The sequence below is a fragment of the Xylophilus rhododendri genome (assembly GCF_009906855.1).
GTDB classification, from domain to species: Bacteria; Pseudomonadota; Gammaproteobacteria; order Burkholderiales; family Burkholderiaceae_C; genus Xylophilus; species Xylophilus rhododendri.
In genome coordinates this window covers 4142382-4158284 of the sequence record NZ_CP047650.1, presented here as the reverse complement: position 1 = coordinate 4158284, position 15903 = coordinate 4142382, and the positions used below count along the sequence as shown (strand labels likewise).

The following is a 15903-nucleotide window of genomic DNA, read 5'->3' as shown; positions in this document are numbered from 1 at the left end:
AGCCGAGCACCGGACTGCTTCTCGCGTGACGCGAACGCAGCCGGTTTGCCAGCAGCCATGACCCTCATCGCCGACATCGCCGCCTGTGATCGTGAACCGATCCGTGTCCCCGGCGCCATTCAGCCGCATGGACGGCTGCTGGCGCTGCATGGGCGCACGCTCGCGCTGCAGGCCTGGAGCGGCAACTGGATCGATGCGGCCGATGCCCGCGCGGCCGCGCAGGCGCTGGAGCCGCAGCGGCTGCACAGCCTGCCGGCCGGCCAGAGCGCCGTCTCGGCCGGCGAGTTGCGCATCGCGGGCGCAGCCTGGAAAGCCTGGGCGCACCGCAGCGACGACGCCGTCATCGTCGAGTTCGAGCCGGCGCAACCGGTCAGCGAGGAAGAGCCGCCGATCTATGTCCTGGCGCGCGACCTGCTGCCCCAGCTGCAATCCGCGCGCTCGGTGCCCCAGCTGCTCGATGCCGCCGCCGAAGAACTGCGCCAGCTCACCGGCTTCGGCCGCTGCCTGATCTACCGCTTCGATGCCGAGGGTCATGGCGAGGTGCTGGCCGAGTCGCTGGCGGAGGGCTACGACAGCTACCGGGGCCACCACTTCCCGGCTTCGGACATCCCGCTGCAGGCGCGCGATCTCTACCTGCTCAACCGCTTCCGACTGATCCCCGACGCGCGCTACCAGGCGGTGCCGCTGATGGCGGAGGGCGGACTGGAGGTGGGACGCATCGACCTGTCGCTGGCGCACCTGCGCAGCGTCTCGCCGGTGCACCTGGAATACATGCGCAACATGGGCACGCTGGCCTCGATGTCGGTGTCCATCGTGGTGGACGGCAAGCTCTGGGGCCTGGCCTCCTGCCACGATCACGATCCGCGTTATCTGCCGCCCGATGTGCGTGCTGCCTGCAGCCACCTGGGCCAGCTGCTGTCCATGCAGGTCGAGGCCAAGGAGGCGCATGCCGAGGTGCAGTCGCGCCTGGAGCTGCGCAAGCTCACCCTTGAGATGGTGGCGCAGCTGTCGGACGCCGACGCCTCCCTGCGCGGCCTGCTGGGCGAGGCGGCGCTGATGCTGCGCATCGCCCGCGCCACCGGCGCCGCGGTGGTGCTGGACGAGCAGGTCTGGACCGTGGGCGACACCCCGCCCGAGGCCGATCTGCTGCCGCTGGCCGCCTGGGTGGCGGACCTGGGCCAGGATGTCTACGAAAGCGACCGGCTGGCCCACTCCTACCCGGATGCCGCGCCCTGGCGCGAGGTGGCGGCCGGCGTGCTGGCGCTGTCGATCTCGCGGGTGCACCGCCATGTCATCTTCTGGTTCCGGCCGGAGATCGTGCGCACCATCACCTGGGCCGGCGACCCGCGCAAGGAATCGGCCACCGATGCCACCGGCCGCATGCATCCGCGCCTTTCCTTCAGCAGCTGGACGCAGGAGATCGCCGGCCGCTGCGAGTCCTGGACACCCGCCGAGGTGGGTGCCGCCGGCGAACTGCGCCAAGCCCTGATCGCCATCGTGCTGCGCCGGGCCGAGGAAATGGCCGCCGTGGCCGGCGAGCTGGGCCGGGTCAACAAGGAACTCGAAGCCTTCTCGTACACCGTGTCGCACGACCTGCGCGCGCCGATGCGCCACATCGCCGGCTATGTGGACTTGGTGATGGAGGCCGAGGGCCAGCTGCTGAGCCCGCGCGCCCACCGCTACCTGGGCCATGTGAAGGACGCCGCCGCCTTCGCCGGCCTGCTGGTCGATGCCCTGCTCGACTTCTCGCGCATGGGCCGCTCGGCGCTCAAGGTGCGGCCGCTCAACACCCAGGACCTGGTCAACGGCCTGGTGCGCGAACTCGAGCGCCAGGAAGCCGACCGCCCCATCGAATGGCATATCGAAGCCGGCCTGCCCCGGCTCGATGCCGACCCGGTGCTGCTGCAGGTGGCCGTGCGCAACCTGCTGGCCAACGCGGTCAAGTACAGCAGGAAACGCACGCCCGCCGTGATCACCGTACGCTCGGTGCGGCGCGAGGACGGCGTGGGCCTGGAGGTCGAGGACAACGGCGTCGGCTTCCAGATGCAGTACGTCAACAAGCTCTTCGGTGTCTTCCAGCGCCTGCACAAGACCGAGGACTTCGAAGGCACCGGCATCGGCCTGGCCAATGTGAAGAGAATCGTGGAACGGCACGGCGGCAGCGTCTGGGCCCGGGGAACGCCGAATGCCGGCGCCACCTTCGGCTTCGTGCTGCCGCCCCGCGGCGAGACGCCCGCCGAGACACCTACGGAAAACCGGACATGATCAAACCCATTCTCCTGGTCGAGGACGACCCGCGCGACCTCGAACTCACCCTGCTGGCACTCGAACGCAGCCAGCTCGCCAACGAGGTCATCGTGCTGCGCGACGGCGCCCAGGCGCTCGACTACCTGCGGCGCGAGAACGACTACGCCGAGCGCGACGAAGGCAACCCGGCCGTCATCCTGCTCGACCTGAAGCTGCCCAAGGTCAACGGCCTGGAAGTGCTGGAAGCCGTGCGCGCCCATCCCACCCTGCGCAGCATCCCGGTGGTGATGCTGACCTCCTCGCAGGAGGAGAGCGACCTGATGCGCAGCTACGAACTCGGCGTGAACGCCTATGTGGTTAAGCCGGTGGAGTTCAAGCAGTTCGTCTCGGCCATCGCCGACCTGGGCATCTTCTGGGCGGTGCTGAACGAGCCGCCGCCGGGCTCCTCGCGCGCCAACCGCAGCTACGAGCAGGGATGAGCCCGATGAGCTCGCCACTGCCCCTGAAGGTATTGCTGCTGGAGGATTCGGCCTTCGACGCCGAGCTGCTGACCGAGGAGCTGCACGCCGCCTATCCGCGCGCCAGCGTGCGGGTGGTGGACGAGGCCGAGGGTTTCGGCGAGGCCCTGCGCCAGGGCGGCTTCGACGTGATCCTGTCGGACTACGAACTCGGCGGCTTCACCGGCGGCGAGGCGCTGGACCTGGCGCGCGAGCTGGCGCCCTTCGTGCCCTTCATCTTCGTCTCGGGCGTGATCGGTGAGGACAACGCGGTGGAGCTGCTCAAGCGCGGCGCCACCGATTACGTCAGCAAGGGCCGCCTGTCGCGCCTGCCGGTGGTGCTGGAACGCGCCATGCGCGAGGTGGCCGAACGCGCCGCCCGCAGCAATGCCGAGACCCGCCTGCGCACCGCCAAGGAAGAGGCCGAGCGGGCCAACCGGGCCAAGGACCGGTTCCTCGCCATCCTTTCGCACGAGCTGCGCACGCCCCTGTCCTCGATGTCCTTCGCCTCGCACCTGCTGGAGAAGGTGGCCACCGTGCCGCCCAAGTACGGCGAGCTGCTGCCCACCATCCGGCGCAACGTGGCGCTGGAGGCGCGGCTGATCGACGACCTGCTGGACATCTCCGCCATCACCACCGGCAAGCTCAGCGTCAAGCCCGACGTGGTGGACATGCGCGATGTGCTGGGCCAGGTGGTCGAGACCAGCCAGGAGCAGAGCCGACAAAAGGGCGTGCAGCTGGTCTACCAGCGTGCCGCCGAGCCCTTCTGGGTGGTGGGCGACGACGCGCGGCTGCAGCAGGTGGTGTCGAACCTGGTGCGCAACGCGATCAAGTTCAGCCCGGCGGGCTCGCAGGTCTTCCTGGACAGCGCCACCGACGACCAGCGCTGCGTGGTGATCACCTGCCGCGACCAGGGCGTGGGCATGAAGCCCGAGGCCCTGGGCCGCATCTTCGAAGCCTTCGAACAGGCCGACGGCGACGTGGCCCGGCGTTTCGGCGGCCTGGGACTGGGCCTGGCCATCGCGCGCCACCTGGTGGCCCAGCACGAGGGCACGCTCACCGCCCACAGCGACGGGCCGGACCTGGGCGCCACCTTCATCCTGCGCCTGCCGCTGGTCGCCAACGACGGCGCCGCCGTCACCGGCAAGCCGGCCGCGACCATTCCGCAACAGGCCGGCCGCCGGGTGCTGCTGGTGGAGGACAACCGCGCCGCCGCCGAAACCCTGAGCCTCTGCCTGGAAGACCTGGGCTGGCTGCCGGTGCATGTGGAGACCTGCGCCGATGCCCTGCGCGCGGCCGACAGCATGGCCTTCGACATCGTGCTGACCGACCTGGGCCTGCCCGACGGCAGCGGCGTGGAGATCGGCCGGGCGCTGAGCCCGCGCCTGCCGGTCGTGGCCCTGACCGGCTACGGCGCCGCCGGCGACCGCAACGACACCACCGCCGCCGGCTTCGCCGCCCACCTGGTCAAGCCGGCCGACCCGGGCGTGATCCACGAAGTGCTGGGCCAGGCGCTGCGTGGGCGGCTGCAGCAGGCGGCCTGAGCGGCCCCGCCGTCAGGTGCCGGCCGCCCCGCCGGCCCGCAGCTCGCCGATCATCTTCATCAGCAGATGCGGCTGCAGCGGCTTGCCCAGGTGGGCGTCGAAGCCGGCTTCCAGGGCGCGGGCCTTGTCTTCCGGCCGCGAGAAGGCGGTGAAGGCCATGGCCAGCAGGCGCGGGCGGGCCTGGGCCTGCTCGGTGACGCGCGCCGCGCGTATGAGTTCGTAGCCGTCGCGGCCCGGCAGGCCGATGTCGCTGATCAGCACATCGGGCCAGCGCTGCGCCAGCTGTTCCATGGCGCCGTCGTAATGCGGCGCCAGGGCCACCTGGGCGCCCGCATCGGCCAGCACCACGGTCAGCATCTCGCTGGCGTCGGCGTTGTCTTCCACCACCAGCACCCGCAGGCCGTGCAGCAGGCGGTCATCGCCGGGCGACCTGCGCCCCGCGCCTTCGGACGAAGCCTTGCGCCGCTCCGCGCCCGCATCGGCCGCGGAGGGCGCCACGTCCAGCGTAATGCTGAAGGTGCTGCCCTGGCCCAGCCCGGGGCTGTGGGCCACCGCATCGCCGCCGTGCAGCTCGGCCAGGTGCTTGACGATGGACAGCCCCAGGCCCAGGCCGCCGTGCAGCCGGTTGTCGGGCGAATCGCTCTGGCTGAAACGGTCGAAGAGATGCGTAAGGAAGGCCGGCTCGATGCCGCGGCCGAAGTCCTGCACCTGCAGCTCCAGCCTGTCGCCGCTGCGCGCCAGCGCCACCCGGATGCGGCCGCCGTCGTCGGAGAACTTGATGGCGTTGGTCAGCAGGTTCCAGACGATCTGCTGGAAGCGGGTCGGATCCAGCCAGGCCGGGGCGTGCGCGGCGGCGTCCATCTGCTGCTCCACCGTCAGCGAGCGGGCGGCGACGGCGTCGTGCAGCGCCTCGATCGAGGTGGCCACCACCTCGGCCGGATCGACCTGCTCGCGGTCCAGCCGCAGCTTGCCGCTGTTGATGCGCGAGACGTCGAGGATGTCCGCGATGATGCGGGCCTGCGCCTTGACGTTGCGGTCGATCGCGTCGAGCCCCTTCTGAAGCTCGGGCGTGCCGCTGCGGCGGGTGAGGATGTGCACCCAGCCGGCGATCGAGTTGAGCGGCGTGCGCAGCTCGTGCGAGAGCACGGCCACGAAGTCGTCCTTGGTGCGGCTGTGGCGCTCGGCCACGGCGCGGGCGGCCTGTTCGCGCTCCAGCACCTCCTGACGGCGCCGGTCGAGTTCCACCCGCTCGGAGATGTCCAGCGCGATCGCCACCCGCAGGCCCGGCTCCACATGCGAGGAGATGCTCCATTCGAGGTGCACCAGCCGGCCGTCCGGACGGGTCAGCGGGAATTCGCCCTGCCAGGGCGGGCCTTCCTCGGAGCCGGTGACGGTCTTCTCGCGCACGAAGTCGGCCCAGTCGGGCGGCGCGAAGTCGGCGAGCGCGCGGCCGGCGAGTTCTTCCAGCGGCCGGCCGAGCAGGCCGACCAGGGCGGGATTGGCGTCGTCCACCACGCCATCCGAGCGCAGCAGCGCGATGCCGCTCAGCGCCTGGCTGTAGACGGCGCTGAAGCGGGTGTCGGCGCGCCGCACCTTCTCCTCGGCCATGCGGGCGCGGATCAGGGCCTGCAGCGTGGCCAGCAGCACCGCCGGTTCGGCCGGATGCACCAGGTAGGCATCGGCGCCGGCGTTCAGGCCCTGCACCTTGTCCTCGTCCTGGGTGTAGGCGGCCGACAGATGGATGATCGGCAGCAGCATGGTGTGGCTGTCCGAGCGCAGGCGCCGGCAGACCTCGTAGCCGTTGATGTCGGGCAGGTGCACATCGAGCACCACGGCCGAGATCTGGTGCCGCTGCGCGGCCTGCAGCGCTTCCATGCCGGTGGCCACTTCCAGAGTCTGGAAGCCGCCGGCGCGCAGGGTGCGGGCATTGGCGTAGCGCATCGCCGGATCGTCCTCCACCACCAGCACGGTATGGCGGCTGCGGTCGATGGTGGTGCTGATGAATTCGCTGTCGGCGGGCACGTTGTTCTTCAGTTTTCGGACGGGAAATGCAGGGGCACGGTCACGGAGAATATCGAGCCCTCGCCCAACGCACTCTCCAGGCTCACCGCGCCGCCGAGCAGCCCGGCGAGCTGGCGGCTCAGCGCCAGCCCGAGGCCGGTGCCGCGCAGGCGTTTCTGCACCGGCGAGTTGACCTGGGAATAGTCGTCGAAGACGGCCGCGTGGAACTCCGGCGCGATGCCGATGCCGGTATCGGCTACCGAGAAGCGCACCACGCCGTCCTCCGCCCGCGCCGACACCCGCACCTCCCCGCGCGCGGTGAACTTGAGCGCGTTGGAGATGAAGTTGCGCAGGATCTGCGAGAGCTTCTGGTTGTCGGCGTAGAGCCGCGGCAGCCCGTCGGGCTCCTCGAAGACCAGCACCACCTCGGGATTGACGAGCATCGGCTTGAACATGCCGCGCAGGGCCTGGAACAGGTCGACCATGTCGAACCAGGCCGGGGAGATGTCCACCCGGCCGGCCTCGATCTTGGCCAGGTCGAGCAGGTCATCGACCATCTCGCCGAACTCGCTGGCCGAGTTGTGGATGAAGCCGACCTGCTTTTCCTGCTCGGCGGTGAGCGGGCCGTCGGTGTGCTCGCGCAGCAGCCGGGCGATGCTGCGGATGGAATTGATCGGCGTGCGGAACTCGTGGCTCATGTAGGCCAGGAAGCGGCTCTTCAATTCGGTGGCGCGCTTGAGCTGCTCGGCCTGGGCATCGAGTTCGCCGTAGAGCGCGACCACGCCGCGGTTGGTTTCCTCCAGCTCGGCGCGCAGTTCGGCGGATTCGGTGCGGGCGAGTTCGAGTTCCTGCCGCAGCGCCGCGAGCCTGGCGCTGTCGGTGGACGAGGATGCTTGGTCTGCCATGGTGCCCTAGTGTGCCCGGCGCAGCACGACGACGGTGGCGTCGTCGCGCCCGCGGCTGTGTTCGCGCAGCAACAGCGCGGCGATGAGGGTGGGATCGCGGTCCATCAGCGGGCGGATGCGCGCCGGGTCCCAGCGGGTTTCGATGCCGTCGCTGTGCACGATGGCCAGCGCGTAGGGCGGCAGCGGCAGGCTGGCCTCCTGGGCGCGGCGTATCTGCAGTCCGACGGTTCCGTGCTGGGTGACGATGCTGCGGTCGGTCACGCCCGAGACGATGCGCCCGACCACGTTGCCGGCACCGGCGGAGCGCACCTCCTGCGGCGCCAGGCGCATGCAGAAGACGGCCGAGCCGCGGGTGGTCTGCAGCGCCACGTGCAGTTCCTGCAGCTGCGCGGCCATGTCGGCGAAGGGCTGGGCGCGGAACAGCGCCGTGGCGGCCGACGAGGCCTTGGCCGCTTCCGGGCCATGGCCCAGGCCGTCGGCCACGATCAGGGCGGCGTCGTCGGTGTCCAGCGCGACGGCCCAGCCGTCGCCGTTGACCGTCTCGCCCGGCGCGCAGACATTGACCGCGCCCACCAGCATGCTGCCCCGGCGGGGCGCTGCCCGGGCCCCTTCGGGCCGCACCCGCGCGACGCAGAGCGTTCCGCCGGGCGTGGTGTCGGTCGGCAGGCTGGAGTGGATGTCGAAATCGCTGGCCAGGCGCTTGAGCGCGCCCAGGCCGGTGCCGGGGCTGCCGCTGCCGGTGGAATAGCCGTCCCGCATGCAGCGGGCCATGTCGGCGATGCCGGGGCCGTCGTCGATCGCGATCACCTCCACGTCGCCCAGCGTGGGCCGGGCGGCGATCAGCAGCCGGCCGCCCCGGGCATGACGCTGGAGGTTGGTGCCGAGTTCGGTGACCACCAGCGCCAGCCGCCCCGCGTCGAGCTCCGAAAAGCCCAACTCGGCGCTGGCCAGCGCGGCGAAACGCCGGGCTTCGCCGACACGGCTGGCGTCATCGATCGGGAAGACGGTATGGGCCCAGCCCGGAATCACTTCCACTTGGTGATGCTCACACGCGTGCCCTTGCCGGGCGCCGTGTCGAGCTCGAACTCATTGACCAGGCGTTTGCTGCCCGGCAGTCCCAGGCCCATGCCGCTGCCGCTGGTCCAGCCGTCGGTCAGCGCGAGTTTGGTGTCGGGGATGCCGGGGCCTTCGTCCTCGAAGTGCAGGACCAGGCCGCGCCGGCCATGGGCCTCGACGATCTCCCAGCGCATGCGGCCGCCGCCGCCATGGATCAGGGTGTTGCGCGAGAGCTCGCTGGCGGCGGTGATCACCTTGGTCTGGTCGACCAGGGAGAACTTCAGCTCCTGGCAAAGCGCACGCACCATCTGGCGGCTGGCGACGATATGCTGCTCGGAGGCGACCGGCATGCTGCCGCTGGGATCAACGGCCAAGCGCCTGCTCCTCGCGTGTGCGGCGCAGCAGTTCCATGCCGCGCTCCACGTTCAGCGCGGTCTTCACGCCTTCGAGCGAGAGGCCGAGTTCCACCAGGGTGATGGCCACCGCCGGCTGCATGCCCACCACCACCGTGGTGGCCGAGAGGATGCGGGCGATGCCCGAGATGCTGGAGAGCATGCGGCCGACGAAGGAATCGACGATCTCCAGCGCCGAGATGTCGATCATCACGCCGGAGGCGCCGGTGGCGGCGATCTTGTTGGCCAGGTCGTCCTGCAGCGCGATGGCGGTCTGGTCCTGCATGTCGATCTGGATCGTCACCAGCAGGGTTTCGCCCATGCGGAGGATGGGGATGCGGTCCATGTGCTCGCGCCTCCTCAGGCCGGCGTGCGCGTGATGCGCCAGCCGGTCTTCTGCAGCGCCAGCTGCAGTGCATCTGCCAGGCTCGCCTTGGTGTTGATGCCCTGCAGGTCGATGCCCAGGTGCACGATGGTCTGCGCGATCTGCGGACGGATGCCGCTGATGATGCAGTCCGCGCCCATCAGGCGGATGGCGGTGACGGTTTTCAGCAGGTGCTGGGCGACCAGGGTGTCCACCGTGGGCACGCCGGTGATGTCGATGATGGCCAGGCCCGATTCGGTCTCGACGATCTTCTGCAGCAGCGTCTCCATGACCAGCTGGGTGCGGTTGCTGTCCAGGATGCCGATCATGGGCACGGCCAGCACGCCATCCCACAGCTTGATCACCGGGGTGGAGAGTTCGAGCAGCTCTTCCTGCTGGCGGCGGATGATGTCCTCGCGCGCATGCTGGAAGGTGGCCACGGTGTGCTGGGCCAGCTTGTCGGCCAGCGCGGTCACGCTCCAGAGCAGGCCGCCCAGGGCCGTGTCGCCGTGGCGAGCCTGCAGCAGTTCGAACAGGGGTTTCTTCAGCGCCAGCACGAAGGCGCTGGTTTCGCCAGCGGACTGGCCGCGGGCCGCGCGCGAACGCGAGAGTTCTTCCAGGTTCTGGCGCACGCCGTTCCAGGCGGGCGATTCGGGATGGGCCAGGTCGGCGTCCGCGCCGATGGCCGTGCGCAGCTGGCGCAGCAGTTCGGCCGCGTCGGCCTGCATGCCGCGGCGTGCGCCGGGGTCGCCGGCGGCGGCTTCGGTGAGCCAGCCGTCGAGAATCTTGTCTTCGTCGGAAGTGAGCAGGGCGTGGATGGCCTGGTTTTCGCTTTTCATCGGAGTTCCCGTCGTTTCGCCCATCCGGATTGCCGGCCGCCCGAAAGATGGGCGGCGCCGGGGGATGGCGCGCGGGGGATTCTAGGTGGCGGCCGCGCAAGCGCGATGCCGACGGGCCCAAAAACGATGGCGCTTCCAGGATATCGAGGCGCCGTCCGACAGCGCTCCCCCCAAAAAACGCTGGCTGCCCGCTACTCGGCCTTGATGTTGTGGTCCTTCACGACCTTGCCCCAGCGGGCCGTCTCGGCCTGCATCCAGGCGGCGATCTGCTGGCGGTCCATGTCGGAGGGCTCCGAGCCCAGTTCCGCCAGGCGTTTGGCCACCTCGGGCTTGGCGACGATGCGCTGCACCGCGGCCTGCAGCTTGTCGAGCACCGCCGGCGGCGTGCCGGCCGGCGCCAGCAGGCCCTGCCAGGAGCCGGTGACGAAATCCGGGATCTGCGATGCCACCGTCGGCACGCCCGGCACCGAGGCGAAGGGCTTGGCGCTGGTCACCGCGATGGCCCGCATCTTGCCGCCCTGCACCAGGGCGTTGGTCGCCACCACGCTGGCCATGGCGGTGTCGATCTGGCTGCCGGCCAGGTCGGCCAGGGCCTGGGCGCCGCCCTTGTAGCCGATCACGTTGAATTCGAAGCCCCGGTCCTGCGCCAGCAGGATGCCTGCGAGTTGGCTGATCGAGGCCAGCGGCGTGCCGAAGCTCGGCGGCTTGCCGCTCTTTTTGGCATAGGCGGCGAGTTCGTCGATGTTCTTCACCGGCAGGTCGTTGCGCACCACCAGCAGGTGCGGCGAGAAGGCGGGAATCGCGATCGGCGCCAGGTCCTTCAGCGGGCTGTAGTTGAGCGCCGGCATGACGGCCGGGCCGATGGTGAGGTTGCTCATGTCGAGCAGCAGCAGGTTGTAGCCGTCCGGCGGCGACTTGGCCACGAAGGAGGCGCCGATGTGGCCGTTGCCGCCGGCCTTGTTCTCGACGATGAAGGACTGCTTGAAGCTCTCGCCCAGCTCCTTGGCGAGCAGGCGCGCCAGCACGTCGGAGGTGCCGCCGGCCGGGTTGGGCACGATGATGCGCACCACATGGCTGGGATAGGCGGCGGCGGGCTCCTGGGCATGGGCCGGCAGCACGGCGGCCAGCGCGGCGGCGGCCAGCAGGGCGCGGCGGGTGAAGATATTTTTCATGTCTTGTCTCCTTGGAATGCGGGTGTCTGGCTAGGCCGCGCGGTGGACCAGGTTCTGCAGCGCCTGCCCGTTGTGCAGCCGCGCGATGTTGGCGGCCATGAAGCTGTAGCGCCGCTCCAGCAGCGCGGGTGTGATGGCCGAGATGTGCGGCGTGGCGCGCACATTGGGCAGTTCGTGCAATGGGAAGCGCGAGGGGTCGACCGGCGGCTGGCCCTTCTTCGGGTACCGGTACCAGACGTCCAGCGCGGCGCGGCCCAGGCGGTGCTCCTTCAGGGCGAGGTAGAGCGCCTCTTCGTCCACCACCTCGGCGCGCGCCACGTTCACCAGCAGCGCGCCCGGCGGCAGCAGGCGCAGTTCGGCCGCGCCGATCAGGCCGCGGGTGCTGTCGTCCAGCGGGCAACACAGCACCAGGGAATGCGCCCGGGGCAGCACATCGTGCAGGGCCGATACCGGGACGGTCTCATGCACCAGCTCGGCAGCCGCCGGCTTGCCGCTGCGGGTGACGGCGATCACATGCATGCCGAAGGCCCGCGCCCGGCGTGCGATCTCCTGCCCGATATGGCCAAAACCCACGATGGCGAGTGTCTTGCCGCAGGCCTCGTCGTGCTGCGGGCGTTTGGCATAGGACTCGGCCCAGGCGGGCGCGTCCAGCCGTGCGGGGTAGAGCCAGGGCTGCAGCCAGTGCTCCAGGATGGCGTGCAGCGTGAACTCGGCGATCGGCACCTCGTGGCCATGCACATTGCAGACCGTGGTGCCAGCCGGCAGGGCCTGCATCGCCACCTGCTCGCAGCCGGCGCCGGGCACCTGCACCAGGCGGCAGCGCAGGCGGGCGGCCTGTTCGGCGGTGATGGCGTTGGCGATGACGGCATCGGCCTCGATGGCGCCCTCCGCGGGGAAGGCATCGAGTGCCTCCACCTCGTAACCCTCGCCCAGCAGCTTGCGCAGGCGCGGCGCATGGGGCGCATGCAGGCCGACGATCTGGATCTTCATGGCGGCCTCCATTCAGCGCCCCTTGCCGCTCAGGCGGGTGATCACCTCGGGCGACTGCTTGAAGCTGTCCTTCAAGCGGCTGCCCAGCCCCGCGCCCACCGGCGGCTGGGCCATGCCGTCCACGATCACCGGCAGGCCGGTGACGATGTCCCGGTACCAGGTCGCCAGCGTGGCCCGCACCACCTCCTGGTAGATCGCCGTGGGCGCATGCAGGGCCATGTGCAGGCCGGCCATCAGCGTGATCGGACCGGTGCAGTCGTGCGGCGCCAGCGGCTTGTTGTACGCCTGGGCCAGGGCGGCGATCTTGCGGCCCTCGGTGAAGCCGCCGCACCAGGCCAGGTCGAGCATGACCACGTCCAGCGCGTCTGCCGCCAGCAGGTCGCGAAAAGGGCGCAGGCCGCCCAGCGTCTCGCTGCCACAGATGGGCACCCGGGTGCGGCGGCGCAGGTCGGCCAGGCCGGCGGCGTCGTCCATCTTGCACAGCGGATCCTCCACCCAGAACACGTCGTAGTCCTCCAGCGCCTGGCAGATGCGCTGGGCCGAATGGGTGCCGAAGAGGCTGTGCAGCTCGCACATCACCTCGATCCGGTTGCCCACCGCCTCGCGGATCTTGCGAAAAGGCTCCAGGCCTTTGTCCAGGTCGGTCAGGGTGATCAACTGGCCGTTGCTGGCCGGCACGTAGATGTCGAAGGGCCAGATCTTCATGGCCTTGTAGCCCTCGGACAGCAGGCTCTGCGCCAGCGTGCCGGCATCGCGCATGAAGGCGACCTGGTCGTCGTAGGGGCCGGCGGCCTGGTCGGCCGCGCCGATGTCGCGGCGCTGCCCGGTGGTGTTGTAGGAATAGCCGGCGCAGGTGTTGTAGACCGGCACGCCGGTGCGCGCCGCGCCGCCCATGGCTTCGTAGATGGGCACACCCTGGCGCTGGCCGGCCAGGTCCCACAGGGCGATGTCCACCGCGCTGGCCGAACGCACCTCGGCGCCCGAGCTGTTGTAGCCCACATAGGGCGTGAGCAGGTGGCGCGAGATGCCCTCGATGTGGCGCGCGTCGCGTCCGATCAGCCAGGGCGCCAGCTCCTCGTGCAGGCAGGTCTCCACCGTCAGGCCGCCGCGGAAGGTCTCGCCCAGGCCGGTGAGGCCGTCGCTGGTTTCGATCTCCAGCCAGATCAGGCTGGGGCGGTCTGGCAGGCGCCAGGTACGCAGGGATTGGATGATTGACATCTTTGACAGCTTTTTATAACTTCGCCCGGAACTGGCGGTGTTTGGAGAGTTTGGCTTTCCCTCGCCACCCTCACCAACAGGTTTTCCCTGTCAATAGCTGTCATGAAACCCATCCCCTCCCCCGGCCTGCTGGGCGACAAGGTCTACGAAGAGTTGCTGAAGCTGCTCGGCACGCCCGGCTTCGAATCCCGGGCACGGCTGCCGGGCGAGACGGCCCTGTCGCAGCGGCTCGGTGTCTCCCGCCCGGTGCTGCGGCAGGCCCTGGCCCGGCTGCGCGAGGAAGGCCGGGTCTCGGTGCGCAAGGGTTCGGGCAGCTATGTCACCGACGTGATGCCGCAGGCCCAGCCGCTGTCGCTGAGCACGCTGAAGAACGTGCCGGACATCCGCGCCTTCCTCGACTTCCGCTGCTGCATGGAGGGCGAGGCCGCCGCCCGTGCCGCGCTGGTGCGCCGCCCGGCCGACCTGCAGGAGATCCGCCGCTGCCGCGAACGCTACGAGGCCGCGCTGGCGGCCGGCCAGGATGCGGTGGAGGAAGACATCGCCTTCCACCACGCCATCTCCGAGGCCTGCGGCAACCGCTTCTTCGCGATGACCATGGCCGCGCTGGCGCCGCAAACGCGCTTCTCGATCGGCCTGGCGCGCGGGCTGTCCGGGCGGCCGCAGGGCGAGCGGCTGGCCGATGTGCGGCGCGAGCACCTGGCGGTGGAAGAAGCCATCGAACGGCAGGACGCGGCCGGGGCGCGCGCGGCTGCGCAGGCACATCTGCAGGCGGGCATCGACCGGCTGTTCGGGTTGTAAGCCGCCAGGGTTTTCCGGGAGACCCGTGACAGCGGCCTGACAGCTGGCGCCGCAATACTGCCGGCCAGAACAACAGGAGACGACATGAAACCAGCATCGCAAGGCCTGGCCGCCCTGGTGCCCGCCGCCGCCCTCTCGCTCGCCGGCTGCGCCGCGCCGGCGGGCAGTCCGGCACCCATCGCCCGCGCCACACCGCCCGCCCCCGACTGCCGCGCCTGGGTCGGCACCGACCGCAACCAGGAGATGTCCGGCTACCTGCTGCCCCGTCAGGGCGGCGGCAGCGTCTGCGTGCCGCTGGGCGTCAATGCCAGCACCGCGCCCGCCGGCTACCAGGGTGACTACCACGTGGCGGAATTCACCGACGCCAAACTCAAGGAACGCTGGAGCGCCTGCAAGGCCGATGCCGCCTGCTTCGCCCGGGTCGATGCCCAGATGCAGCGCTGGCTGCCGCCCAACAAGGCGCGCTCCACACGCACCACCGGCACGGTCGATCCGGTCGGCCGGATCGATTCCGAAGGCAGCGTGGACCTGGGCCAGATCCGCCGCCCGGGCTTCTTCGCCAAGCCGCCCTATGCCGAGTCCATCGCCGCCGCCGAGGCGCGCACCTCGGTCGTCGAATTCACCGTGCCGCGCGACACCTTCGAACGCATCGACCTGAAGATGGCCGACCCGATCAAGCTGCGCGGCTGGTACATCGCCGGCAGCGGCGTGGACGACGGCCACGGCGGCCGCATGCGGGCCCTGGTGCTGTTCGCGCCCGGCGGCGGCGGCCAGCTCACCGCCATCCAGCATCCCGACGAGAAGGCCTACCGCATCGACCCGACCACCGGCAGGACGGTGGACATCCGTTTCCCCAACACCACCACCGAGACCATGGGCCAGCGCTGGTACCGCGAGAACCTCCAGGCGCTCAACGCCGCCGGCTTCGACGTGCTGGCCTACGACCGGCGCGGCGAAGGCATCTCCGGCGGCTTCAGCGACACCAACACCCTGGAGCAGGGCGAGGACGTGTTCCGCGTGCTGGCCCAGCTCGACAGCGGCCAGGGCATGCGCCTGCGCCTGCCCGACGGCCGGGTGCTCGAAGGCGCCGCCGCGGCCGGCCAGCTGCTGGGCGGGCAGACCTCGCGCCAGATTCCGCTGCTGCTGGCGGGCTACTCGCGCGGCTCCATGTCCACCGCCTGGGCCATGAGCCGCAACTTCGACCGCGCCTGCAGCTACGACATGCCGCAGCCGGTGTGCGAGCCGGCCAGGGGGCTGCAGAACATCAAGGGCGCCATCCTGCTGTCGTCCTTCGCCAGCGGCGCCGGCTACCTGCCCGGCTCGCCCGACCTGGCCGACCGCAACCTGTTCCTGGGCGGCATGGCGGCGGACCACCACATCCTCTTCTATCCCAACTCCACGCCCCTGGCCGGCATGCAGCGCTGGCCCGCCGCCTTCTTCGGCAAGGGCCTGTGGGACCGCGCCGAGACACTCGAAGGCACCATCGCCGCCTACGACCGGATTCCCGGCGCACGCGAGATCGTGGTGGCGCGCGGCCCGCACTCCATCGAGACCTGGCCGGAGAGCGACAAGCAATACCTGCGCGAACGCATGGTGGCCTTCGCCAAGGTGGCCATCGTCGGCGGCAAGGAGGTGCCCGGCGCCCGGCCGTGGACGGACCTGAAGTCGCTGGTGGGCAGCACGCCGGATTCGTGGGAGCCTTCTTCCGCGCCACGGCGCTGAGGCGGCGCGGCGGCCGGGCGTGGCAAATAACTGCTTTTATCCGTGATCCGATAATTTATCCAGACACGGATAAAAGCCGATATTTGTCGAAGCCGGCCATCTGCGAAAGTCCATCCAAAGGCCTGGCCGTGCACGCCCCACGGGCTTGGGGCATGCTG

General features: G+C 70.2%; 14 protein-coding genes. 5 read left to right on the top strand and 9 right to left on the bottom strand.

Going from position 1 to position 15903, the window contains the following annotated elements; all coding sequences use genetic code 11:
- Positions 1 to 57 precede the first annotated feature (57 nt).
- From GT347_RS19180 to GT347_RS19170, 3 genes are read left to right on the top strand one after another with little or no spacing between them, the layout of a single operon-like run.
- Positions 58 to 2265, top strand: coding sequence for an ATP-binding protein (locus GT347_RS19180; protein ID WP_160553728.1), 2208 nt, complete (start codon positions 58 to 60; stop codon positions 2263 to 2265).
- Entirely contained in the window at positions 2262 to 2726 is a 465-nt protein-coding gene (locus GT347_RS19175) for a response regulator (RefSeq protein WP_160553727.1), read from the top strand. The genes GT347_RS19180 and GT347_RS19175 overlap by 4 nt, the downstream gene beginning before the upstream one ends.
- Before the next feature lie 5 nt (positions 2727 to 2731).
- On the top strand, positions 2732 to 4288 hold the full coding sequence (locus GT347_RS19170) for an ATP-binding response regulator (RefSeq protein ID WP_160553726.1): 1557 nt from the start codon (positions 2732 to 2734) through the stop codon (positions 4286 to 4288).
- A 12-nt stretch (positions 4289 to 4300) separates the two neighbouring features.
- Here the strand turns inward: GT347_RS19170 and GT347_RS19165 are convergent, their stop codons facing one another.
- From GT347_RS19165 to GT347_RS19125, 9 genes are all read right to left on the bottom strand, one after another.
- Positions 4301 to 6310 carry a response regulator gene (locus GT347_RS19165; RefSeq protein WP_229722383.1) on the bottom strand — a complete coding sequence of 670 codons (2010 nt, stop codon included), beginning with the start codon at positions 6308 to 6310 and terminating at the stop codon, positions 4301 to 4303.
- 8 nt (positions 6311 to 6318) lie between these two features.
- Positions 6319 to 7194, bottom strand: a complete 876-nt coding sequence (locus GT347_RS19160; RefSeq protein ID WP_160553725.1) for an ATP-binding protein — start codon at positions 7192 to 7194, stop codon at positions 6319 to 6321.
- 6 nt (positions 7195 to 7200) lie between these two features.
- Complete coding sequence (locus GT347_RS19155) at positions 7201 to 8229, bottom strand: ATP-binding protein (protein ID WP_160553724.1); 1029 nt, start codon at positions 8227 to 8229, stop codon at positions 7201 to 7203.
- Complete coding sequence (locus GT347_RS19150; RefSeq protein ID WP_160553723.1) at positions 8220 to 8624, bottom strand: anti-sigma regulatory factor; 405 nt, start codon at positions 8622 to 8624, stop codon at positions 8220 to 8222. Before GT347_RS19150 ends, GT347_RS19155 begins: the two co-directional genes overlap by 10 nt.
- Positions 8614 to 8988 carry an STAS domain-containing protein gene (locus GT347_RS19145; RefSeq protein ID WP_160553722.1) on the bottom strand — a complete coding sequence of 125 codons (375 nt, stop codon included), beginning with the start codon at positions 8986 to 8988 and terminating at the stop codon, positions 8614 to 8616. Before GT347_RS19145 ends, GT347_RS19150 begins: the two co-directional genes overlap by 11 nt.
- A 14-nt stretch (positions 8989 to 9002) precedes the next feature.
- Positions 9003 to 9845: an STAS domain-containing protein gene (locus GT347_RS19140; protein WP_160553721.1), complete on the bottom strand. Its 843-nt coding sequence runs from the start codon at positions 9843 to 9845 to the stop codon at positions 9003 to 9005.
- 191 nt (positions 9846 to 10036) lie between these two features.
- Positions 10037 to 11017, bottom strand: coding sequence for a Bug family tripartite tricarboxylate transporter substrate binding protein (locus GT347_RS19135; RefSeq protein ID WP_160553720.1), 981 nt, complete (start codon positions 11015 to 11017; stop codon positions 10037 to 10039).
- Between the two features lie 30 nt (positions 11018 to 11047).
- Positions 11048 to 12007, bottom strand: a complete 960-nt coding sequence (locus tag GT347_RS19130; RefSeq protein WP_160553719.1) for a 2-hydroxyacid dehydrogenase — start codon at positions 12005 to 12007, stop codon at positions 11048 to 11050.
- Between the two features lie 12 nt (positions 12008 to 12019).
- Positions 12020 to 13225, bottom strand: a complete 1206-nt coding sequence (locus tag GT347_RS19125) for a mandelate racemase/muconate lactonizing enzyme family protein (protein WP_160553718.1) — start codon at positions 13223 to 13225, stop codon at positions 12020 to 12022.
- 102 nt (positions 13226 to 13327) lie between these two features.
- On the opposite strand from GT347_RS19125, the gene GT347_RS19120 reads away from it, so the two are divergent.
- A complete protein-coding gene (locus GT347_RS19120) occupies positions 13328 to 14023 on the top strand; it encodes a FadR/GntR family transcriptional regulator (RefSeq protein WP_160553717.1) in 696 nt (231 codons plus the stop codon).
- Between the two features lie 84 nt (positions 14024 to 14107).
- Positions 14108 to 15745 carry an alpha/beta fold hydrolase gene (locus GT347_RS19115; RefSeq protein ID WP_160553716.1) on the top strand — a complete coding sequence of 546 codons (1638 nt, stop codon included), beginning with the start codon at positions 14108 to 14110 and terminating at the stop codon, positions 15743 to 15745.
- Positions 15746 to 15903 lie beyond the last annotated feature (158 nt).